Here is a 22755-nt window from a genome sequence, read left to right on the forward strand (position 1 = left end):
GACGATTCTGGAGACAGATCTCTTCCCTTCGGGGACTGGAACACAGGTGCTGCATGGCTGTCGTCAGCTCGTGTCGTGAGATGTTGGGTTAAGTCCCGCAACGAGCGCAACCCTCGCCTTTAGTTACCATCATTTAGTTGGGGACTCTAAAGGAACCGCCGGTGATAAGCCGGAGGAAGGTGGGGATGACGTCAAGTCCTCATGGCCCTTACGCGCTGGGCTACACACGTGCTACAATGGCGGTGACAGTGGGCAGCAAACTCGCGAGAGTGCGCTAATCTCCAAAAGCCGTCTCAGTTCGGATTGTTCTCTGCAACTCGAGAGCATGAAGGCGGAATCGCTAGTAATCGCGGATCAGCATGCCGCGGTGAATACGTTCCCAGGCCTTGTACACACCGCCCGTCACACCATGGGAGTTGGGTTCACCCGAAGGCGTTGCGCTAACTCGTAAGAGAGGCAGGCGACCACGGTGGGCTTAGCGACTGGGGTGAAGTCGTAACAAGGTAGCCGTAGGGGAACCTGCGGCTGGATCACCTCCTTTCTAAGGATATCGGCGGTAAAGCGCTTCTGGGTTCGTCCCGGGAGAAGAGCTTCCTCCATTCCAAAGAACATTTGCCGCCGTCCTCATGTCCCTTCATCCTGGAAACACCGCCTGACGGCGGTGCGCCTGAGCTGGCTCACGCCGCCTGCGGCCCTTGTGGTCAGCCGGGCATGTGCGATGGGCCGGTAGCTCAGGTGGTTAGAGCGCACGCCTGATAAGCGTGAGGTCGTAGGTTCAACTCCTACTCGGCCCACCATCGCGCAGCAGCGAGACGAATTAGCGAGAGCTAATTCGCACGGCTGCAAGTGCGGCCAGCGCAGCACAGCGCGCCATAAGGCGCAGCTTTGCTGCGACTGACGGCACGCGGAGTTTGGTAGGGGGCCTTAGCTCAGCTGGGAGAGCGGTTGCTTTGCAAGCATCAGGTCATCGGTTCGATCCCGATAGGCTCCACCACTCCCGATATTTTCCAGAGATGAAGACACGAGATCCGCTGTCGCAAGGCAGCGGTATTGGGAGCAAGCCTCCCTCTTTGACATTGTGAATGGGTTCTTAAAATCGATGCCGTGATGGTGTCGGTTTGGACAAACGACCGTGAGGGTCGGCCGCGAGGCTGACGCGAGCGAGCGTCTCCAGATCGGCTTCAATCACTAATGGATTGCGAGACAAGCTGAGCGCGCAAGCGTTCGGTGGAGACGCATATCCGACAATCTGGCTGAGATTATAATCATCCGCACCAAGAGGGTGTCCGTAAAGGACGCCTGGTAGAACCACGCTGCACTGCTCTGCCGAGTTTCGTGTCGCCGCCCGATGGGCGTCGATCCAGTGTTGTCGTTGGTGGTGTGGACTCTCAAGCGTGAGGTAAGGGCAATTCGTGGATGCCTTGGCATGTACAGGCGATGAAGGACGTGGCACGCTGCGATAAGCGTCGGTGAGCTGTGAGCAAGCTTTGACCCGACGATTTCCGAATGGGGAAACCCACCTATCCGATTAATCTCGACCGTCGCCGCAAGGCGGCGAGCGGGGTTAGTTGGAAACAGGTATCACTTAGCTGAATAAAATAGGCTTCGTGAAGCGAACCCGGTGAACTGAAACATCTCAGTAGCTGGAGGAAAAGACATCAACCGAGATTCCGTTAGTAGTGGCGAGCGAACGCGGACCAGGCCAGTGCCGTTTATTCAACTAGCAGAAGCTTCTGGAAAGTAGCGCCATAGCGGGTGACAGCCCCGTATGCGAAAGTGATGTAAACGGACTCGAGTAGGGCGGAACACGTGTAATTCTGTCTGAACATAGGGGGACCACCCTCTAAGCCTAAATACTCGTACATGACCGATAGCGAACTAGTACCGTGAGGGAAAGGTGAAAAGCACCCCGATGAGGGGAGTGAAACAGTACCTGAAACGGATTGCCTACAAGCAGTTGGAGGGTCCTTGAGGCCTGACAGCGTACCTCTTGCATAATGGGTCTGTGACTTAATGTTTCAAGCAAGCTTAAGCCGTTAGGTGTAGGCGCAGCGAAAGCGAGTCTGAATAGGGCGACTGAGTTTGAAGTATTAGACCCGAAACCCGGCGATCTAGGCATGACCAGGATGAAGGTGCAGTAACATGCACTGGAGGTCCGAACCGATTAACGTTGAAAAGTTACCGGATGAGTTGTGTTTAGGGGTGAAAGGCCAATCAAGCCGGGAAATAGCTGGTTCTCCGCGAAAACTATTGAGGTAGTGCCTCGGATGGACACCCTAGGGGGTAGAGCACTGGATGGATGCGGGGGTCGCGAGATCTACCAACTCTAACCAAACTCCGAATACCTAGGAGTGATATCCGGGAGACAGACGGCGGGTGCTAAGGTCCGTCGTCAAAAGGGAAACAGCCCTGACCTACAGCTAAGGTCCCCAAGTTATCACTAAGTGGGAAAGCATGTGGAAATCCCAAAACAACCAGGAGGTTGGCTTAGAAGCAGCCATCCTTTAAAGAAAGCGTAACAGCTCACTGGTCTAAACAAGGGTTTCTGCGGCGAAGATGTAACGGGGCTCAAGTGATACACCGAAGCTTAGGGTGTGGATTTATCCACGCGGTAGCGGAGCGTTCCGTAAGCCTGTGAAGCGATCTGGTAATGGGTCGTGGAGGTATCGGAAGTGCGAATGCAGACATGAGTAGCGATAAAGAGGGTGAGATGCCCTCTCGCCGAAAGACCAAGGGTTCCTGCGCAAGGCTAATCCGCGCAGGGTGAGCCGGCCCCTAAGACGAGCCCGAAGGGGGTAGTCGATGGGAACCACGTTAATATTCGTGGGCCTGGTGGTGTGTGACGGATGGTGTGTGTTGTTCGGCCTTAACGGATTGGCCGGGCTTCGAAACTGTCCCAGGAAATAGCCCCACCGTATAGACCGTACCCGAAACCGACACAGGTGGTCAGGTAGAGTATACCAAGGCGCTTGAGAGAAGTGTCCTGAAGGAACTCGGCAAATTGCCTCCGTACCTTCGGAAGAAGGAGGCCCAACATAGGCGCAAGCTCTTGTTGGGGGCACAGGCCAGGGGGTAGCGACTGTTTAGCAAAAACACAGGGCTCTGCTAAGTCGGCTTCAAGACGACGTATAGGGCCTGACGCCTGCCCGGTGCCTGAAGGTTAAGTGGAGGGGTGCAAGCTCTGAAATGAAGCCCAGGTAAACGGCGGCCGTAACTATAACGGTCCTAAGGTAGCGAAATTCCTTGTCGGGTAAGTTCCGACCTGCACGAATGGCGTAACGACTTCCCCACTGTCTCCAGGACATGCTCAGCGAAATTGAATTCTCCGTGAAGATGCGGAGTACCCGCGGTTAGACGGAAAGACCCCGTGCACCTTTACTGCAGCTTCAGAGTGGCATTAGGAAAGAACTGTGTAGCATAGGTGGGAGGCTTTGAAGCGTCGGCGCCAGCTGACGTGGAGCCATAGGTGAAATACCACCCTGTTGTTTTCTGATGTCTAACCTCGTTCCGTAAGCCGGAACAGGGACCCTCTGTGGCGGGTAGTTTGACTGGGGCGGTCGCCTCCTAAAGAGTAACGGAGGCGCGCGATGGTGGGCTCAGGCCGGTTGGAAACCGGCTGTTAGAGTGCAATGGCATAAGCCCGCCTGACTGCGAGACTGACAAGTCGAGCAGAGACGAAAGTCGGTCATAGTGATCCGGTGGTCCCTCGTGGAAGGGCCATCGCTCAACGGATAAAAGGTACGCCGGGGATAACAGGCTGATAACCCCCAAGAGCTCATATCGACGGGGTTGTTTGGCACCTCGATGTCGACTCATCACATCCTGGGGCTGGAGCAGGTCCCAAGGGTTTGGCTGTTCGCCAATTAAAGTGGTACGTGAGTTGGGTTCAGAACGTCGCGAGACAGTTTGGTCCCTATCTGCCGTGGGCGTCGAAATTTGAGAGGAGTTGACCCTAGTACGAGAGGACCGGGTTGAACGTACCTCTGGTGTACCTGTCGTCGTGCCAACGGCGCAGCAGGGTAGCTATGTACGGACGGGATAACCGCTGAAAGCATCTAAGCGGGAAGCCTCCCTCAAGATAAGATTTCATAGGACGGTCGGAGACCACGACCTTGATAGATCGGATGTGGAAGTGCGGTAACGCATGGAGCTAACCGATACTAATTGTCCTATTCGCGCTTGAGAGTCTCACACCATCAATGACAATCCTGGGTCACCAGCGAAACGTCAGCGACGGCGTGGATGATACAAGTCGAACGCCAGAACATACCTTCACAAAGGTGCATCGATTTTGAAAACCCGTCACAATGCAAATTGCGACGGGTTACCCCCAAGCCCGCTTCGCATCCGCCCGCTTCATTGCCTGGTGGCTATAGCGTCGGTGTCCCACCCGATCCCATCCCGAACTCGGCCGTGAAACCCGACTGCGCCGATGGTACTATCGCTCAAGCGATGGAAGAGTAGGTCGTCGCCAGGCATTGCAGCCGGCGGATACGAAGCAACACGCTTAGGGCAAAGAACCCATACACAATTCATCATCCGGTGACGGATGCCAACACCCCCGCCCAAACAGCGGGGGCGTTCGCGTCACAACCCTGTCGCGGGGTGGAGCAGCCCGGTAGCTCGTCAGGCTCATAACCTGAAGGTCACAGGTTCAAATCCTGTCCCCGCAACCATTTTAACTTGTCGTACTCCGGAAGCTTCCGCTCCCGCTGTATTTTTATGTCCGCCCGCCTGGCTGATCGTCAGCATCGCAGCCAGGTCGCCGGTCATCTCCACGCGCAACACGCCACCCACCGGCGTCAGCACGATGCGCTCGATGAGTCCGCGGATGACCTCCTGTGCCTGCGCTCGGCTGGCTTCGAGAGCATAGCCTGCGAGCAGGTTGTCGACCTTTTCGCGATAGACCTGCGCCAGCTTCGGATGGAACAGGGCAGGGGCGGATGGCTCGGGCGCTTCGCCGAACATATCCTCGAGCGTAGCCTTGCGGCGGCCGAGCCGGTTGAGCTCGTCACGCACCAGCGTCGCGTCCACACCATTCAGGATCGCGTTGGTCAGCCGCTGGATCCCGGCCTCGACCCCCTTCAGTTCCTGGCGGTGCGCTGCACCGTCACGGTCGCGCTCGCGGGCCAGCCGGTTACTCTCGGCCACATACTCAGCGACGAACGCCTCGATGACGTCGGGCTGGAGCATATCGTCCTTCAGCGCCGCGAGCACCTGCTCCTCAAGCTCGCCGATCCGGATGGTGAGGTTGTTGCTGCAGCCGGCCTCGCCATAGTTGCTGCGCGCATGGCAGCCCGAGCGCAGCTTTCCGACCTTGCCATAGTTCGAGCCGCATACGCCGCATGTGACCTTGCCGGTCAGCAGGTATTTCGGGCGCTGCTTCGCCCAGAACGGCGTCACGTCGGGGCCGTGCGGGCAGGCGGTCTGTTCCTGACGTGCCTTCACTTTTGCCCACAGCTCGTCGCTGAGGATGCGCAGATGCGGCGCCTCGGCAGTCTTCTTCACGCCCTCGGCAGTTGCGAAGGCGTGGCGCTTGCCGGTTTCCGGGTCCTTGCGGAACGTCTGGCGCTGATGCTCGGGGCGACCGACATAGGCCTGGTTGTTGAGGATGCCGGTCCCCCGCTTCTTGTTGCCGTTGATGGTCGAGGCCGACCATTTGCCGCCGCGCGGACCGGGCACGCCGCGGCGGTAGAGGTCGGCGGCGAGGTCCTTGGCCGAGCGCCCGGCGGCATATTCTTCGCAGATCCACACGATGTTTTCCGCCTCGGCCGGGTTCACCTTCAGGTGGCCGGGGATGCGGTCGCCACGCGCGTCGAGCTGGAAGTCGAGATCGTAGCCATAGGCGCGGCCACCGGCATTCAGGCCCTTCATGTGCCGGTCGGCGAGCGCATCTCGGGTCTTGCGGGACGTCGCCGAGATCTGTTCGGCATTCATCGTGCCCTTCATGCCGACGTGCAGCCGCGTGATCTCGCCTTCGGCCACCGTCACCAGCCGGATACCGAGGAACTGCAGCCGCTCGTAGACCTTGGCAGTGTGCGATTGGCCGCGCGACACACGGTCGAGTTCGTCGGCCAGCACGACATCGACCTCGCGGCGCTCGCAGGCCGCGAGCAGTGCCTGGATGCCGGGGCGGTTCAGCGTTGCGCCCGAGATCGCCTCGTCCGCCCATGCGCCGACTTCCTGCCAGCCGGCCTTCGCCACATAGACCCGCATGTTGCCGTTCTGCACCGCAATGGTCTCGGGCTTCTGCATGTCGGTCGAGTAGCGGGCGTAGAGCGCGACCCTTATCACTTCACGTCTCCATCGCGGCGGCTGGAGGTGCCAAGATGAGTCCGCGCGAGATCGCGCGCAAGCAGTCTGGCGAGCGCCAGTGCCGCGGCATGGCGTGCCGATTCGGGAGTGGAGGGTGGCCGCGCAGGGAGGGGACGGTGTTCCATCCACCAGTCCACAGGAGAAAAGCATCGTCCAACCCACGCGCGTGGGTAAGAAAAATGCGCGACCGGCAGCCGTCTCCGGGTGCTGGTCGCACCGTGTCACATACTCATGCCGGCGTTAATCGCGCGGCTCGCCACCAGGCTCAGTTTTTTCACCGGGGGGGGGCCACGTCGTGCGGTCGAGCAGTACGCGCCCGTCGTCGGTATGTCGGCGACCCAAACGGACCAGATCCTCGTCGCAGTAATCACGGTCGTGGCCGTCCACCCGGTACCGGGCGACCAGACGGCCCTCCGGTCCGCGAAACGCATGCGTCTCGGCAATCGTCATTGCGCCGGCAGTGTCGTACCCGGGTGCGCTAACCCGCACCCGCTCGCCGGGATGCGCGACCTGCGGCTCAAAGGCCGCCAGTTCGTCTGGCTCGAAGCCGGCACGCCCGCGCTTGCCGAAATAGATGATCGGGGGTGCCGGCTGCGTGTAGCGAGCGCGATAGTCTCGCAGCGCCGACGTCGCCTCGTCGAGCGCGACGCGGGTGGAGGCTTCACGAGCCTGCCGTTCCGCCCAGCTTGCGACGCCCGCAGCCGTCTCTCCGTGCGGGTGGACGAAACCGCGGTCGGCCGCGCGCTGCTCGGCCAGGCGACCGCTTGCGGCGACATTGCCTGCGACCAGCGTATCGTTGAAGCGGTGCAGATCGACATCCAGCCTCGTGCCGCGATCGAGCGACACGGCGCGGCGCGCGGCATCGCGCACCTGCTCGTGCAGTGCCTGCGGGCGCAGGTGCGGCTCATCGCCAGCGCTCAGATGCGAAAGACCAGCGTCTTCCAGCGCTCGCGTGGCGCGGTCCTGCGCCACGCCGAGGACCAGCACACTCCCGGCCGCAGCGGCGCGGTTGCTTGTCACCGCCCAGTCGACGAGGATCATGCGCGCACTGTCGACGATGGTCGTGGCATGCTCTTTTCCCGCGGCCATCGCATTGAAGTGACGTCCTGCTGCGGCTGCAAGCCGCCCATGTTCCATGCGCCAGCCATGCTGGCTCAACCCATCGCAGATGTACCGGCTCGTCAAATTGACCGCCTGCTCCTCCCAGCTGTTCGCGCGGCTCCGCGACGTCTTCATCGTATCCAGCCTGTACAGCATGGCCTCACCGGCGGGCGTCAGATACTCATACATCGATGGCTCGAGCACCCGCTCGAAGTTCCTCTGCGGGAAGACCTTCGTCAGCGCCGCCTGGTCTGCCGCCTCGGCGCGGCGCCACCATTCGCGGTCGGAATGTGGCGATGGGGCAACGATGCAGCCGGCTTTCACGTCGGCATTGCGGGCAGCGAGGGCCCGCTCGGCTGCGGAATTGCTGTCCGGCAAGCCTGCTACGCTGGCGAGGTCGCGGTCGAGCGGCGTGTCCCCGTCGAACATCGCCCGCAGCAGCGTCGCCGCTTCCACGCTGTGGCGGACGAAGAAGCCACGCGGGTCGGTGGTCGTGCCGCGCAGTAGATGTGGCACGCCAAGCGAGATGGCAATGCTGTGCGCGAGGTACGCGCTTTCGATGGTGACCGGTAGCTCGGGGTCGTCGCGCGCTTCCTCGACCTTCATGCACCATGACGCCAAAACCATACGCGCGCCATCCAGCGTGCTGGCGGCGTGAACCGCGCCGTTGTCGATCTCGCACGCGATCTCTCTCGCGATGCGTCCCATCAGGCGATAGTCGATGCATTCGTCGTCCTGCGCATCCTCGAAGGCGTTGCACAAATAGGCATAGGCGATGCCCGCTGCCTTCTTCATGAGCTTCGCCGAAGGAGTCGCCTCGGGCTCGTTGGCGTTGTTGTCGATCGTATTCATCGTTCGTCTCCGCTCGTCCACGGAGCCTGACCCGGCACATGCTGACGATTGATGAATCAGCGCGTCCTCCAAGTTGGCGGCGGCGCGCTCATCGTCGTCGAGCCCGGGTCTCGCAACTCCGAGTTCGCCTTCGAGCAGAAGAGGATCGTGCAACCCACGCGCGTGGAAACAAAACTGCCAAAAAATACCAAGCGGCGAAGGCGCAAACCAGAAGGTCTGTTTCCAAGGTTGGTGGAGAGCGGGCTGGCCGCTTTCGGGCGCCTATCAAAGTAAGCGGACGCTCGTTCAGGCGGCGGGGCGGGGGGGGGCGAACGACCGGGTATGGTGGGAAGCGGCACGGCCGCTTTCGGGGATTGGCAAGCTAAACCGGGCACTCGTTCATCAAGAGCGCCGTCTCAGCTGAGCACCCTAATTTCGGCTGTTTAACGTCCAGCGGATGGATCTCGATAGCTACGGCTGGCTTAAGACGAACTCGAGAAGTCAAGCCTGTCGATCGTAAGCAATCTAGAGAATGGATCGATCGCCGTTACGATTTCGGCAATCGGTTGATCAGGCCTGCGCCGCGTCGTCGTCAGCTTCGCTCCTGCTGGAAACGAACGCTTGGCTGACCCGGTTCTTCTCGTCGCTGAGCGCCTGCAACTGTTCCTGATGCTCCTGGTCCGGATTGCCGAGCGCGCGCGTCAGCACCACTGCGATCGCCAGCGCGAAATCTAGGCAGCCGATCAGCATTCGGTGGGTCTCCCAATGATCCGCGCCATAGAGCCCCGCCAGATTGACGCGGAAATAAGGATCCTCCGGCACGTCCTCCAATATTCGCACATGCCCGATCACCGACTTGATGTTGGGATGCGCGCCGAAATCGATCGCCGCGTCATAGGCGTCGGCCAGCCATTGCCCGCCACCTGGCTGCTCGCGCTCGACCCACTTCGCGACATCGTTGACGGCGCTGCCGAACGCCTTGCGACAGGCCTTTTTGGAGTCCACATCCTTGTGCCGGTCGGTCCAGACCGCGCTCAGCTCGGGATCCTTTGCGATCAGATAGCCATAGCAGGCGGATTCGAGCGCGGTTCGCAGCACCGGAAAGCACGCCGTAACATGGCCGGTCATCGCCACCCGCACCCCGGCAAGGAACAGCATGTAGGCGTTCATCGACAGGACCATCGCCATCGGCCCGACCCCGCCTGCGTCGCGCCACAGCGTCTTGCGGAAATAGCCGTCGAACCCGTGCAGCGTCTGCAGGATCGGACTGTTCTCCTCGCGCAACGCCGAGGTGATGGCGTCGGTTGTGTCGAAATAGTCGTCTATTGATTCGTTGATTTCGACAATCATGCGACGGGATCGCCATCGTCGTCCACGACCAGCACGCCTTCGAGGAACTTCGCGTGCTTTTCTTGGAGGTATTTGATCGATTGACTTTCGTCGGCAGTGTGCTGGAGATGCTCCTGGAAGAATTGCAGCCGCGCGCGATTTTCCTCGATCAGCTCGCCCCAGGTCTTGATGCCGACGGTCACATTGCCGCCTCGCATGATCAGCCGCCGTTCGGGGTCGGGGCCGGTGTCGATCTCGTTACGCGCATAGGCATCATAGTCGTTCGAGACGAGCCAGAAGTGCCAGCGTATCCCCTTTACGCTGTGGAACCTCTCGTCGGCGAGCACCGCGATAGCGTATTTCTTCGCTTGGGTGATCGCGTCCGCGCCGATCTTGACGCTCGGTGCCTTCAGCTCGACGACCATATGCTCCATGTCGTTGGCGCGGTGGCGCCGCGTCACGCGCGAGAACATCAGGTCGATGATGCCGCGCTTCTTGCCGATCACCTTGACCGGATCGTCGATCGAGATCGCCGGGTCGAGATGCTGCTTATGACGCTCGAGCACCCGCTTGAGGTCCTGGTCGCTGACCCAGAGATTATATTCCTCGCCGAACACCCAGGTGTTCTCGGCGAGGATACGGTGCAGCTGGGTTCGCTCTTTGATCCGTCCCTTGGTCTCGGGGTCGAACACGATATTCTCGAGGGCGGCGATGAACTTCAGCCGGTCGGCAACCGTCTTTGCGGCGGTGATGATCGCCGACAGCGTCGTTTCCTGCAGCAAGGCCGCCAGCTCCTTTTGCTGGCGCGCGGGCAAGTCGAGCACTTCCTTCAGTATCATCTGCAGCTCTGCCGGGCCGCGCTCGATCGCGCTTCGCAGCATCCGCAGGTGCAGCGCCTTCGACTTGTCCGAGACCAGTCCGATGTCGGGGGCAATCTCCTGGACATGGACCGCGACGATGTCGAACATCTGGCGCTCGGCCTTCTCGACCGTCGATTGCGGCTCGCCGCGATAGGGATAGACGTCGGCCGCCTTCCATTCATCGACGACATTCTGCGCGCGTTCGGCGGCCCGCTCGCGGAAATATGCCTTGATGGCGAACCGCGCTTGGTCGACCGCGCCGTTAAGCGCAGGGTCCATCTCGGCGAGCGCGATCCGCTCTTCGTTGTGGAGCCGCTCGACATAAGGCGATTTGAGGTAGGCCGAGAAATAGAAGCCCGGCACGTGGAAGCGGGTCTCGACTTGGTCGAGCGGGAAGCCTTCCGCCGAGCATAAATAGAGGGTGCGCTTGGTGTCGCTGCGCCATTCGATGACGTGGAGCTCGACCGGATATTCGGTGCCGTCCTCGGCCGTGATCGGGCCGAGAGTGCGTTTGTGCTGGCTGGCGATCGCGGCCTCGGGATCGAGCCGTTCGCCGCCGATCCGGATCGCCACGCTGCGATAGTTTATCAGATAGAGCGCGAAGATCTCGGCGAGCTCCTGCAGTCCTTCGGCGCTTTCGAACGCCTTGAAGTCGCGGCGGACGTCGCCGATCGTGATGATCACTCCGGTCTGCCGCTCCGGCGCGGGAACTTCGGGACTGATCGAGACATCGGTCAGATCGGCGTCGAGCAGGCGGATCTCGAACGCCCTGTTGCCGTCTTGTGCCTTATAGCAGACCTTCCACGTCACCGCCTGGCCGAGCGCGAAGGCCTTGTAGCGGCCGCGCCCTTCCTGGCCGTGGACCATCCGCCCGGCCTTGCGCGTGCGGCGGGTCAGCCGCTTCCACGATCCGCCGAGATTGCCGAATAGCTGCTTGGCTTCCTCGCGGGGGAATCCCTCGCCATTGTCGTAGATCACGATCCGCGACATACCGCGGGCCAGATCGTCGTGCGCGAACTCGACATTGATCGTGCTCGCATCGCCGTCGAGCCCGTTCCAGATCAGCTCGGCGAGCGCCGGTATCGGCTTCGCGCGGGTCTGCCGCGCTACGAAGTCGTCCTGTACGGCGACCGAAATATGTTCGTTATTGTCCAAGACCCCTCCCGCTTGCTCTTCATGATCTGGATCGGCAGATCGAACAAGGCGGGTGTCCTCGCTCATACCTCAGACAGCGCTTCTTCGATGACGTTCGCCAAGGTGTCGACGTCCTGCTCCGTGGGTTCCATGGTCAGGTCGCCGTGCACTACGGCATTGCGCAGGAGGATAGCGGAACGCAGGCGGCGCTCCGTTTCCGGCTTGATGCGGCCCAGCATTGCCAGCCCTTGCAGGACGCTCGCTGGAGTCCGAGGGCGTGCCTCCTGCTCGCCCTCGACGTTCAGAAGCGTTGCTTCAAGGAGAGACCAAGCGAGCAGGAACGCGGCGCGGCTCTGTCCTTGCGTAATGAGAGCACGGACGTCGGCCAGCTGGCGCCGGATCGCGGGCACGGCTGCCGGTTTGATCGTCAGTGTCTTGAGCGGATCCTCCGCAGCGTAGGCGACGGCGAACGTCCAATCCGGATGGCCGTCGAACAGGGACCTGATCTGATGCAGGCTGAACTCGCTGGCCCGGCTTCGGCTCTTCCGGACTTCAATCGCCACGTTCTCCCCCGCCTTCCGCGCGATCGCGTCGGGCACGTATGATTGGAGGAAGTCCGGCAAGCCTTGGAGGTCGGGCTCCATCTCGAACGAGAAACCCTTCGACTCGTACTGCCGGCGCAGCGAGGCAAGCATATTGAGCTCCTCCTGGCTGGCCTGATGCCGAGCTGTGTTCATGCTTGTGTTCTCCAGCTCAGATCGTCGTCGATCCGGATGTATACGACAGGTTGCGGCTCATCGGCGGCCGAGATGGCGTCGAGCGCCGCCGTCAGCGGAGCTGAGGGCGAGCCGAACGACCATGCGGCTTCTGGTTCGAACTTCTGCGAGACCACGCACTCGACCAGCCTGTCGTCCGTATACGCTTGGCCGTTCAGCGCATCTAGAATGGGCTTCACGATGTTGTCGATGTCGCCGGCCATGGGCGCGGTGGGGAAGTAGAAAATCGTGACCGCCACTGGAGTGTCGTCGAGCCAGATGAACTCAACGGTTTCCTCGGCCCGTTGTCGGGCGGCTTGGGCGACCATGCCTTTCCACCGTTCCTTCGAAGCGCCGCTCGCCTGAAGGGAGAGCGGCACAGCCGTCAGGTGGAATTCGAGCGGGAACATGGTCGCACATGTCGTTCCGACGGTTTCCGCGACTTCGGTCATGGCCTCGAATTTGCCAACGGAGCGTGTCACTTGCAACGCTTTGCGATCGCCTCCGCCGCAGACATGAATGAATGACCGAACCTGAAGGCCGGCAACGGTCTGCGAATGTCTGACTGTGGGTCTCGTAAGTCGACGGTTCCGGCAATTGCACCGTGAGCCGGACGCTTAGGTTTGGCGATCCGTTCGCTCGAAAGCCGCCATTCGGCAGGCCATCAGCCGGATCAGTGCCCCGGCAGCGGGTGCTCGGCTTGCAGCAGGCGAACCGTGCGGCGTATGCCACTGCTCCTGGTGGGGGTGAATGGATGGCGAACGGCAGAAGAAGCCGCGGAAACTCGGTTGTCGGAGAGCGCTGGCCGCTCTTCTGGACAGGCTGTGCGGCAATCAGCGTTGGGGTTGCCCTTCACTTACCGATGCTCGCGATGGCCCATACGATGGGCAATCACCTGTCGGGTATGCCTATGGACGGATGGATGTACATGGGCATGGCGCTGATCGGCATCGGCGTGCCGGCTGCTATATTTGGCGCTTTACCCAAGAAACGGCCTGATCACAGGCCAGGCGCTGGCGCCGCATTTGAAGCGCCCGATGATACCCCTCTGACGCGCTCGCATGCGGCCGTTCTGCTGGTGCTTACCCTCGGCCTGATTATCGACACGATGAAGCCAGCAACGCTCGGCTTTGTGCTTCCGGGTATGCGTGGGGAGTACGGTCTTGCAAAGTCTACCGTTGCTCTGCTGCCGTTCGTTGCCCTAACCGGAACCACGGTCGGCTCGTTCCTGTGGGGGTGGCTTGCAGACATTTACGGTCGGCGCGTGTCGATCCTGTTGTCCACGATCCTGTTCGTCTCGACCTCCATCTGCGGAGCTATGCCTTCCTACAGCTGGAACCTAGTTATGTGCTTTCTGATGGGGTGCTCGGCTGGCGGCATGCTGCCTGTCGTCTACACGCTGTTGGCTGAGATCATGCCTCCGCGGCACAGAAGTTGGGTCCTTGTGCTGGTTGGCGGTACGGGACTGGTCGGCGGCTACCTGGCAGCTAGCGGTGCCGCGCATCTGTTCGAGCCTCTGTTCGGCTGGCGTAGCTTGTGGCTGCAGGGCTTTCCCACCGGTTTGTTGCTGCTTGCGATGGCAAGGTGGATTCCGGAATCCCCGCGCTTTCTGATGGAACGTGGCATGAACGCGGAGCTGGCTGACATGGCTCTCAAGTTCGGCATCGTCAGGCGTGCTCCACAAGCAGCGCCAGCGGACGCTGGCAGCGCAGCGGCTCACCACCGCGAGTTGACCATCGCCCTGGTGATCACGGCCCTGTCTTGGAGCTTCGTCAACTTCGGCTTGCTGCTATGGCTGCCTTCCGATCTCCAGGATCGAGGCTTTAGTGCTGAGATTGCGAGCGGCATCATCGCCAGCTCAGCACTCGTTGCCCTGCCCACGATCATGATCGCCGCCTTCCTTTACAGCCGGTGGAGCAGCAAGCGCACCCTGATCGGCACTGTGCTTCTCACACTTGCCGGGCTTGCTGGAGCCCTACTGCCGGCGCCTACGCTGGCTTGGCCACCACTGCTGATCGCTGTGATCGCGCTGCTGGTGGTTGGCGCAAACGGATTGATCGCCGTGCTACTTCCCTATGCAGCCGAAAACTACGCGTTACGCGTCCGTGGACGTGCCACCGGGCTGATCGCGGGCAGTAGCAAATTTGGTGGCGTTGCTGTCCAGCTAGGAGCCTTCGCTGGGCTGATCCCGACGATGGGGGGCGCGGCAGTTGCGCTGATCATACCAATGACGCTGTCAGCGGTACTGATCGGACGCTCAGGTAGAGAGACGCGCGGCCGCAGCTTACGTGAGCTAGAAGCGGAGGCTTAGCTGCCGGCAGAACATAGGCCGTGCGGAGCGTCGCCTATCGGCGCTTCCCTCTTTGAAAGCGCACTGTCTGCTATCCTGACCCGCTGCGCCGGTGCCTGATTTGGGCCTACTTAGCTGCCGTTCAACCCGATTAACGAATGGCTGCAATTGGGAGGCAGGAAAGGGAGCTCGAACGTCCGTTTGTGGGTCCTTGAATCGTCCAAATCGCCCGGCAGATAGCATTCAGAATTAGATGTTCTGTGGTCTCTATCGGCTCCTAATTTCGACAGCGCCTGATCCTCTGTAGGACAGCTCCCAATTCTAGTCATAACAGCGTCGGCCATGCGGCGCCTGTAACTCTTTTTGGCGTTCGCCTGACGAAGAGGCTCGCGACGCGAAGCTGCTGCAATTGCGTAGGGTCGAGGAAGCGGCTCACCTCGTATACCGCCAGTTTGTAGTCAGTTCCCGCAACGCGCCGGCCATCTCCAATAGCCCTCAACATGCCGAACTTCGGTCCTTCCTCGTAGGCCTCCACCACCAAGTGTCGATCCGGCCCGAGGATGTCGCCGAGGAGATAAAGGCGGTTCGGCACGAGCAGATCAATTCGCCCTGAAGACGTTAGCGCCTCGCAAAGGCTGACGAGCTCATCGAAGCTGGGTGATCGGAACTGGCCAGGGCCGGGAGCGATGCGCAGCTGCTGGGCCAGAGGCAGCAGCACGATGTCGTGCGACAGGCTCGGGACGAGCCATTCCAGATCGCAGGCGAGATCGACGATGCCGATTCCCATCTCCGCCTCCTCAATCCGAACGCTGTCGGCTCGCCAGCTGCTGTGCACGAGCCTTCTCACCCCATCGGTCTTGCTGCGCCGAGCTGCAGCAAGCAGGATTTCGCCTTCCACAATGACGTTCGGCTCGGTCGGGGGATCGGAAAGCGGGACGAGCTTCGTGGCGGAGAGATCGCTCGTCAATATCTCCTTCGCGCGCTTCAGTGACGCGACGCCGGACGCCGTGTAGCCCCAGCTCACAAAGAGGTCGCGCATCACGTCAGTCCAGGCAAGCCCGAAGCACCGGTCGTCGGCGTCGATCGCCGCAAGAACGAAGAAGTACTCCATGATCGATCGATGAGCGAACTTCAGCAGCCCGTCGTTGTCGCGATTGAGCAGGGATCTGGTCGACAGATGGTCCCAGTCGGCCTGATGCCCGCTGATGCTCTTGGCTATCTCGTCCACCTCGTTTCGGCTCAGTCGGTCGCCCCGTCCGGACGACGCCCTCGCGTGGATCTCGACCGCGATCCGTTTGGACACCGCGATCAGCAGCGCGCCGTCGATCCAGCGCTCCTCGCGCGCCACCCACTTCTGGACCATGTACTCATAGAGGTCGAACACCTCCTGAGCCACGGCGCCTTCACGGATCAGATCCGGAACAAGCTCCAGCAGCATTGGCCGCCCGCTAAGCTCCGGCACCCGGGCGACGAGGCGCTCCGCGGCGTGACGGCGCGGTAGGCTCTTCGGGTTCCATAACGGAAATTGCTTGCTGATGTAGGTCGATATTTGCGCCGTGGTGAACGGCATCAGGTAGAGGTGCCACAGCGTGTAAGTGGAGCCGGCACCGGCCATCCTGGGCCCGATCACCGAAACGCCCGTATCCTTCGGGATCGCGCTGGCATCCCTAAAGAATTGCGACCGGCAGGTGATGATGACGGCGACGTAGTCGGCCGCGAGGCTAAGTAGCTCCGACAAGCGCGCTTCCACGCCGTTCTGCGCCGCCGGATCCTCATCGAGCGCGTCAACGATGAGCAGCGTGTCGCGCTTGTTCGCGATCGCCCCAATCTTCGCGTCGGCACCTGGTCGGGACAGGCTGACCAGAGCCACCGGGCCCGTCTTCCGTTTACCGGCGTGCCGGAAGTAATTGAGGCAGAGCGTCGTCTTGCCCATGCCGGAGTCCGCGAGCACCAGAAAATGCCGTCGACGCAGAGCGTGATCGACGAAGCGGTCAAGAGACGAGAACACCGGCTCGCGAATGTCGGCGACGTGCCGGTTATCGGTCTCGTGCGACGGATCAGCCTGTCCGCAATCGGGTTGGACATACGTCCTAAAGGCGGCCGCAATCTCCGCATCGGTGTAGCTTGGCGTGAAAACGGACTGGTTCCGCTGGCTTTTCAGCTTCACCGCGGCCGTGATGTGGCGCCTGTCCGAAAGCCAGTATCCCATCCGGACCAGGAGAAAGGCGGCGCCCCCTACGGCCGCAATCCACTTGCAAATCTGGACAAGGGCTTCGATCGACATTCCGAGCCCTCGCCGGTGCAAATTAGACTCTTGTAGTCACAACGGTGTGGTCGACTCAATTCCCCGAAGCGGTATCAAGCTGCGGGAACGATGCTCGTCTGGCCCGCATAAGCAGCCGTCCGCTGTCCCATCATTCCTAGCGATGACCCGGCGTTGCGGAAGAGCGGTCGATCGAGATTATAAACGAATGGCGGAAGTCGGGTGAGCAGAGATTCCTCGCGAATGACCGCCTATGGGTCCGGCCCGCCATTTATTCGCGGTGCGCCAACCCAAATCGCGAATCGGACGGATCTTTGGTGACTGAATTCAGCGTATCAACCGCGCTTGCGACTGCGTAGTTTCCGAGGCTGACCCGAACGACGGCAAACGCCTAGCTCAACATCTCCTTGCAGCATGCGCCCGGCCGTTCGGCAGAATGCTCTGCCCGGACATACCGGGCGGCGCCGCTGCGCAGATGATCGGGTATGTCGATGAGCGTTCAGGAACAGGTCGTCGCCCGCGATGGGCGGCACGCGGTCATCGTCTGTCATCCCGATCTCGATAGCTTCAACCATGCGATCGCAGCCCGCTATTGCGACGAGGTGCGCGCGTCCGGGCAGACCGTCGTGGTGCGCGACCTCTACGCCATACACTTCGATCCAGTTCTCAAGGCACACGAACGACCGACGCTCGCCGCGCCGGTCCGATCGCCCGATGTGACGGCTGAACACGAGATTCTGGCAGGATGTGACGTGTTCGTGCTGATCTATCCGATCTGGTTCGGGTCACCGCCTGCCATGATGAAAGGTTATGTCGAACGGGTGTTCGGCGCCGGCGTGTCGCCTGACGACGTTCGTCAGCAGGCACGTGGCGACCTGCTCGGCAACAAGCGGCTACTGAGTTTCACCACCTCGGCGATGTCGGAACCCTGGCTTGCCCAGGAAGGGCAAGAGATGGGTCTGGCCGCGGTCTTCGACGACTATATCGTCCACGCCTTTGGCATGCACTCGCGCGAGCACAAACGGTTCGCGCTGATTACCGACAAGACGGGTCAGCAATCCGCCGCCAGCTATCTCTGGGAGGTGGCACAGCAGGCGCATCGGACCTGCGCGCAGGTCGCTTTCGGCGACGAAGCGCTGATGCACGACCCCCAACTTGCGCGGCAATTCTCACGATGACGGCCATTGTGTCTGCCGCATCGCCCACTCTGTCGAAGGAAACATCCATGCCGCACATGATGCAGGCCGCCGTCGTCGAGGCCTTCGGCCAACCGCTGACGCTTCGGGCGTTCGAAATCCCGACCGCCGGTCCCGGGCAGATATTGGTCAAGACCGAGGCGTGCGGGGTGTGCCACACCGATCTGCACGCCGCGCGCGGCGACTGGCCGGTCAAGCCGGCCCCACCCTTTATTCCGGGCCATGAAGGCATCGGCATCGTCGTCGAGGTCGGTGCCGGCGTCGAGGTCGTAAAGCTCGGTGACCGGGTCGGCGTGCCGTGGATGTACTCGGCATGCGGGCACTGCGAATACTGCCTGTCCGCGTGGGAGACCGTGTGTCCCGAGATGCAGTTCGCTGGCTATACCCGCAACGGCGGGTTCGCCGAATACATCCTTGCTGACCCGGACTATGTCGCGCGCATCCCCGACGGATTGTCCGCGGTAGAGGCCGCGCCGATCATCTGCGCCGGCGTCACGACCTACAAGGGCCTGAAGGAAACCGACGCGAAGCCCGGCGAATGGGTCGCGATCTCGGGCGTCGGCGGCCTCGGCCACCTTGCCGTCCAATATGCCATTGCGATGGGCCTGCGGGTCTGCGCGATCGACGTTGACGACGGCAAGCTGGCGCACGCCAGTGCGCTCGGTGCGGAAGTGCTCGTCAATGCGCGCGGCGCCGACCCGATCGGTGACCTGAAGACGGCGACAGGCGGAGGCGCGCACGGCGTGCTTATCACCGCGCCATCGCTCGCCGCGTTCAACCAGGGCGTCGCGATGACGCGCCGGCACGGCACGTGCGTGCTCGTCGGCCTGCCGCCCGGCGAGTTTCCGCTGCCGCTGTTCGATGTGGTGGCGAACTGCATCACCGTCCGCGGCTCGTTCGTCGGCACCCGCAAGGATATGGCGGAGGCCCTGGCCTTTGCCGCGACCGGCAAGGTGAAGGCAGATATCGAGCTGCAGCCGCTGTCGGCGATCAACGCCGTCTTCGACCGCCTGGAACATGGCCAGGTGCCCTCGCGCGTCGTCCTCGATTTCGGAAGCCAGTCATGACCACCGCAACCCTTCCACATCAACGCTTCGTCCAGAATCTGCCGTATCGGCAGGGGCCGCTGGCGCCAGACATGCTGCGGCGGATGGACGCCTATTGGCGCGCGGCGAACTATCTGTCAGTCGGCCAGATCTACCTGCGCGACAATGCAATGCTCGACCGGGCGCTGACCATCGCCGACGTGAAGCCGCGGCTGCTCGGCCATTGGGGCACGACGCCGGGGCTGAACTTCCTCTACGTCCACCTCAACCGGCTGATCGTCGAGCATGATCTGGACATGATCAACATCATCGGTCCGGGGCATGGCGGCCCCGGGCTGGTCGCGCACACCTATCTCGAAGGCTCGTACACCGAACGCTATCCGGCGATCGAGCGCAGCCGCAGCGGCATGCACCGGCTGTTCCGTCAATTCTCCTGGCCGGGCGGGATTCCAAGCCATGTCGCGCCTGAGACGCCCGGCTCGATCCACGAGGGCGGCGAGCTGGGCTATTCGCTCGCGCACGCCTACGGCGCGGCGTTCGACAATCCCGATCTGCTCGTCGCGTGCGTGATTGGCGACGGTGAGGCGGAAACCGGCGCGCTGGCAGCGAGCTGGCATTCAAACAAGTTCCTGAACCCCGCACGTGACGGCGCGGTGCTGCCGATCCTCCACCTCAACGGGTTCAAGATCGCGAACCCTACGATCCTCGCGCGGATCGACCATGACGAGCTTGAAGCCCTGCTGCGCGGCTACGGGCACGAGCCGATCTTCGTGGAGGGCAGCGACCCGCAAGTGGTTCACCAGCAACTGGCGGTCGCGCTCGATGACGCGCTGGCGCAGATCAGGGCGATCCAGGCCGCGGCGCGTGCTGAAGGCGCGAACCCGGAGCGTCCGCGCTGGCCGATGATCGTGTTCCGGACGCCGAAGGGCTGGACGGGGCCGAAGGTCGTCGACGGCAAGCCCGTGGAGGGAACGTGGCGCGCGCACCAGGTGCCGATCGCCGATTTCAAGGATCCCGAGCATCTGCGCCAGCTCGAGGCGTGGATGCGCAGCTACCGGCCGGAAGAGCTGTTCGATACGAACGGCAAGTTCCTCGACGAATACGCGTCGCTCGCCCCGACCGGACATCGGCGGATGGGGTCGAACCCGCATGCCAATGGCGGCGAGCTGCTGGCACCGCTGTCGCTGCCGGACTTCCGCACTTACGCCGTGCCGGTCGCCGCGCCCGGTCAGGTCGACGCGCCCGCGACGCGCGTGCTGGGCACCTATCTACGTGACGTGATGAAGCTCAACATGGGCACGGTGAACTTCCGCCTGTTCGGTCCCGACGAGACCGCGTCCAATCGGCTTGCCGATGTGTACGACGTCTCGGGCAAGGTCTGGATGGCCGATATCGAACCCGTCGACGAGAATCTGTCGACCGACGGCCGGGTGATGGAGGTGCTCAGCGAGCATCTCTGCCAGGGCTGGCTCGAGGGCTATCTGCTGACCGGCCGGCACGGCCTGTTCTCGTGCTATGAAGCGTTCGTCCACATCGTCGACTCGATGGTCAACCAGCACGCCAAATGGCTGAAGGTCACCAAGGGTATCCCGTGGCGCCGACCGATCGCTTCGCTCAACTACCTGCTGACGTCGCATGTCTGGCGCCAGGACCATAATGGCCTGTCGCACCAGGATCCCGGCTTCCTCGACCACGTCGCCAACAAGACGGCGGACGTGGCGCGGCTCTACCTGCCGCCCGATGCAAACACGCTGTTGTCGGTCGCCGACCATTGCCTGCGCAGTCGCGGCTATGTGAACGTCATCGTCGCGGGCAAGCAGCCTGAGGCGCAGTGGCTCGGCATGGACGCGGCGGTCCGGCACTGCACGGCCGGCGCCGGCATCTGGGACTGGGCAGGGGACGACGCGGATCCCGAGGTCGTCATGGCGTGCGCCGGCGATGTACCGACGCTAGAGGCGCTGGCCGCGGTGACGCTGCTGCGCGAGTATGTGCCCGACATCCGCATCCGGGTGGTGAACGTCGTCGACCTGATGGTCCTGCAACCCCGGACGCGGCATCCACACGGCCTCGACGAGCGCGAGTTCGACGCGATGTTTACGCGCGACAAGCCGGTGATCTTCGCGTTCCACGGCTATCCCGCGCTGATCCACAGGCTGACCTATGCCCGCGCGAACCACGCCAATATCCATGTGCGCGGCTATCAGGAGCGGGGAACGACGACGACGCCGTTCGACATGGTCGTATTGAACGATCTCGATCGGTATCGCCTGGCTCTCGACGCGATCGAACACATCCCGCGCCTGCGTGACCGCGTGCCGGCGGAGACGGCGCGCTACTGGACGACGATGGAACGCCACAAGCTCTACATCGCCGAGAACGGCGACGACATGCCGGAGGTGCGCGACTGGCGCTGGCCGGCGTGATCGTCGACAGCATCGCGCTGGTGCTGAACAGCGGTTCGTCGTCGCTGAAGTTCGCGGCGTTCGACCTCGCTACGCCCGACCTGCCGGCGATTGTGTCGGGGCAGGTCGACCCGGCTGACGGAGAGGCCGCGTTCGCGGCGATCGATGCGGCGCTGGCGGAGGCCGGTGCGTCTCCGCCGATCGCGGTCGGCCATCGCATCGTGCATGGCGGACCGCAGTTGCTGCGGCATTGCCGGATCGATGCGGACGTGATCTCCAAGCTCCAAGAGGCCGAGCCGTTTGCCCCGCTCCACGTGCCCGCGGCGCTGGCGCTGCTGGCGACCGCGAGCGCGCGCTACCCAGGACGCACGCAGATCGCCTGTTTCGATACCGTATTCCATGCCGGCATGCCCGACATCGCGCGGACGCTCCCGATCCCGCGGTCGCAGCGGACGGCCGGGCTGCATCGCTATGGGTTCCACGGCCTGTCATGCGAATCCATCGTGCATCAGCTCGGGCCAGACCTGCCGGCGCGGCTGGTGATCGCGCATCTCGGCAACGGCGCCAGCGTCACCGCGGTGCGTGGAGGGCAGTCGATCGACACGAGCATGGGCCTGACGCCATCGGGCGGCGTCATCATGGGCACGCGCACCGGCGATCTCGATCCGGGCATCCTGATCCACCTCATGCGCGCGGGCGGCTATGGCCCGGCCGAGCTGGAGCGACTGATCGACAAGGAGGCCGGGATGCTCGGCATCTCCAGCCGGTCGGGCGATATGCGCGTCCTCCACGACGCCTCGCCCGATGCCGACGCCGACCTCGCGATCGCGATGTTCTGTCGGTCGGTCGCCAAACAGATTGCGGCGATGATGACCGCGCTGGGCGGCACCGACATGATCGTGTTCACCGGCGGGATCGGCGAGCATGATGGACGCGTCCGGGAGATGATCTGCGCGGATCTCGCTTGGGCGGGTGTGACGCAGGCCGTAGGTGATGCGACGACGCCTGAAGAGGTCTGTATCGCACTCACCCGTCCCTCGCGCGAAGAGGCGGTCATTGCCCGCCATATGCAGGCGATCCTCGGCACGGGCTGAGGTCGGGTGGCGCCGTTTTTCGGTCGCGCGACGCTGACGCTGCCACCTCTATGTATAATCCGATCGTCGCGGGTCGAGCCGTGAGGGGCTACCAGATTGGGCAGCCAATCGAGGACGATTACGCGATCGCATGGCGCAC

At 62.3% G+C, this 22755-nt stretch carries 12 protein-coding genes, 3 tRNA genes, 2 rRNA genes and 1 other annotated feature; of the genes, 10 read left to right on the forward strand and 7 right to left on the reverse strand.

What is annotated here, in order from left to right; translation table 11 throughout:
- Positions 1-541, forward strand: a sequence feature (16S ribosomal RNA rRNA prediction is too short).
- A 179-nt stretch (positions 542-720) separates the two neighbouring features.
- The 5 genes from MC45_RS00010 (at position 721) to MC45_RS00030 (ending at position 4676) form a co-directional block, all read left to right on the forward strand.
- A tRNA-Ile gene (locus tag MC45_RS00010) sits at positions 721-797 on the forward strand.
- 121 nt (positions 798-918) lie between these two features.
- Positions 919-994 (forward strand) — tRNA-Ala (locus MC45_RS00015).
- 395 nt (positions 995-1389) lie between these two features.
- Positions 1390-4184, forward strand: a 23S ribosomal RNA gene (locus MC45_RS00020).
- Between the two features lie 178 nt (positions 4185-4362).
- Positions 4363-4477, forward strand: a 5S ribosomal RNA gene (rrf, locus tag MC45_RS00025).
- 122 nt (positions 4478-4599) lie between these two features.
- Positions 4600-4676 (forward strand) — tRNA-Met (locus MC45_RS00030).
- Here MC45_RS00030 and MC45_RS20020 read toward each other — a convergent pair.
- The 6 genes from MC45_RS20020 to MC45_RS00065 form a co-directional block, all read right to left on the reverse strand.
- Entirely contained in the window at positions 4633-6465 is a 1833-nt protein-coding gene (locus MC45_RS20020; RefSeq protein WP_425423999.1) for a recombinase family protein, read from the reverse strand. The two genes, MC45_RS00030 and MC45_RS20020, sit on opposite strands and share 44 nt — an antisense overlap.
- A gap of 90 nt (positions 6466-6555) precedes the next feature.
- Complete coding sequence (locus tag MC45_RS00045) at positions 6556-8268, reverse strand: hypothetical protein (protein WP_038658119.1); 1713 nt, start codon at positions 8266-8268, stop codon at positions 6556-6558.
- 549 nt (positions 8269-8817) lie between these two features.
- Positions 8818-9597, reverse strand: a complete 780-nt coding sequence (locus MC45_RS00050) for a hypothetical protein (protein ID WP_052075414.1) — start codon at positions 9595-9597, stop codon at positions 8818-8820.
- A complete protein-coding gene (locus tag MC45_RS00055; RefSeq protein WP_245640774.1) occupies positions 9594-11591 on the reverse strand; it encodes an ATP-binding protein in 1998 nt (665 codons plus the stop codon). The genes MC45_RS00050 and MC45_RS00055 overlap by 4 nt, the downstream gene beginning before the upstream one ends.
- A 62-nt stretch (positions 11592-11653) precedes the next feature.
- Complete coding sequence (locus tag MC45_RS00060; RefSeq protein WP_038658122.1) at positions 11654-12307, reverse strand: hypothetical protein; 654 nt, start codon at positions 12305-12307, stop codon at positions 11654-11656.
- Positions 12304-12777, reverse strand: a complete 474-nt coding sequence (locus tag MC45_RS00065) for a RusA family crossover junction endodeoxyribonuclease (protein ID WP_081974499.1) — start codon at positions 12775-12777, stop codon at positions 12304-12306. The genes MC45_RS00060 and MC45_RS00065 overlap by 4 nt, the downstream gene beginning before the upstream one ends.
- 302 nt (positions 12778-13079) lie before the next feature.
- Between MC45_RS00065 and MC45_RS00070 the strand changes: the two genes are divergently transcribed.
- Positions 13080-14636, forward strand: a complete 1557-nt coding sequence (locus tag MC45_RS00070; RefSeq protein ID WP_156143873.1) for an MFS transporter — start codon at positions 13080-13082, stop codon at positions 14634-14636.
- Positions 14637-14940: 304 nt separating this feature from the next.
- Here the strand turns inward: MC45_RS00070 and MC45_RS00075 are convergent, their stop codons facing one another.
- Positions 14941-16899: an NACHT domain-containing protein gene (locus tag MC45_RS00075; RefSeq protein WP_038658125.1), complete on the reverse strand. Its 1959-nt coding sequence runs from the start codon at positions 16897-16899 to the stop codon at positions 14941-14943.
- Between the two features lie 470 nt (positions 16900-17369).
- Between MC45_RS00075 and MC45_RS00080 the strand changes: the two genes are divergently transcribed.
- From MC45_RS00080 to MC45_RS00095, 4 genes are read left to right on the forward strand one after another with little or no spacing between them, the layout of a single operon-like run.
- Positions 17370-18056, forward strand: coding sequence for an NAD(P)H-dependent oxidoreductase (locus tag MC45_RS00080; protein WP_081974500.1), 687 nt, complete (start codon positions 17370-17372; stop codon positions 18054-18056).
- 47 nt (positions 18057-18103) lie between these two features.
- Positions 18104-19141: an alcohol dehydrogenase AdhP gene (gene adhP / locus MC45_RS00085; RefSeq protein WP_038658128.1), complete on the forward strand. Its 1038-nt coding sequence runs from the start codon at positions 18104-18106 to the stop codon at positions 19139-19141.
- On the forward strand, positions 19138-21543 hold the full coding sequence (locus tag MC45_RS00090; RefSeq protein WP_052075415.1) for a phosphoketolase family protein: 2406 nt from the start codon (positions 19138-19140) through the stop codon (positions 21541-21543). The genes adhP and MC45_RS00090 overlap by 4 nt, the downstream gene beginning before the upstream one ends.
- Entirely contained in the window at positions 21540-22616 is a 1077-nt protein-coding gene (locus tag MC45_RS00095) for an acetate/propionate family kinase (RefSeq protein WP_245640776.1), read from the forward strand. Before MC45_RS00090 ends, MC45_RS00095 begins: the two co-directional genes overlap by 4 nt.
- The last annotated feature ends 139 nt before the right edge of the window (positions 22617-22755 follow it).

This window comes from Sphingomonas taxi (assembly GCF_000764535.1).
Taxonomy (GTDB): domain Bacteria; phylum Pseudomonadota; class Alphaproteobacteria; order Sphingomonadales; family Sphingomonadaceae; genus Sphingomonas; species Sphingomonas taxi.

What these genes read in the sequence shown, in the direction of transcription:
- MC45_RS20020 (WP_425423999.1), bottom strand. Translation starts at nt 6,465, where the DNA reads ATGCTTTTCTCCTGTGGACTGGTGGATGGAACACCGTCCCCTCCCTGC.
- MC45_RS00045 (WP_038658119.1), bottom strand. Translation starts at nt 8,268, where the DNA reads ATGAATACGATCGACAACAACGCCAACGAGCCCGAGGCGACTCCTTCG.
- MC45_RS00050 (WP_052075414.1), bottom strand. Translation starts at nt 9,597, where the DNA reads ATGATTGTCGAAATCAACGAATCAATAGACGACTATTTCGACACAACC.
- MC45_RS00060 (WP_038658122.1), bottom strand. Translation starts at nt 12,307, where the DNA reads ATGAACACAGCTCGGCATCAGGCCAGCCAGGAGGAGCTCAATATGCTT.
- MC45_RS00065 (WP_081974499.1), bottom strand. Translation starts at nt 12,777, where the DNA reads ATGACCGAAGTCGCGGAAACCGTCGGAACGACATGTGCGACCATGTTC.
- MC45_RS00070 (WP_156143873.1), top strand. Translation starts at nt 13,080, where the DNA reads ATGGCGAACGGCAGAAGAAGCCGCGGAAACTCGGTTGTCGGAGAGCGC.
- MC45_RS00075 (WP_038658125.1), bottom strand. Translation starts at nt 16,899, where the DNA reads ATGTCGATCGAAGCCCTTGTCCAGATTTGCAAGTGGATTGCGGCCGTA.
- MC45_RS00080 (WP_081974500.1), top strand. Translation starts at nt 17,370, where the DNA reads ATGAGCGTTCAGGAACAGGTCGTCGCCCGCGATGGGCGGCACGCGGTC.
- adhP (WP_038658128.1), top strand. Translation starts at nt 18,104, where the DNA reads ATGCCGCACATGATGCAGGCCGCCGTCGTCGAGGCCTTCGGCCAACCG.
- MC45_RS00090 (WP_052075415.1), top strand. Translation starts at nt 19,138, where the DNA reads ATGACCACCGCAACCCTTCCACATCAACGCTTCGTCCAGAATCTGCCG.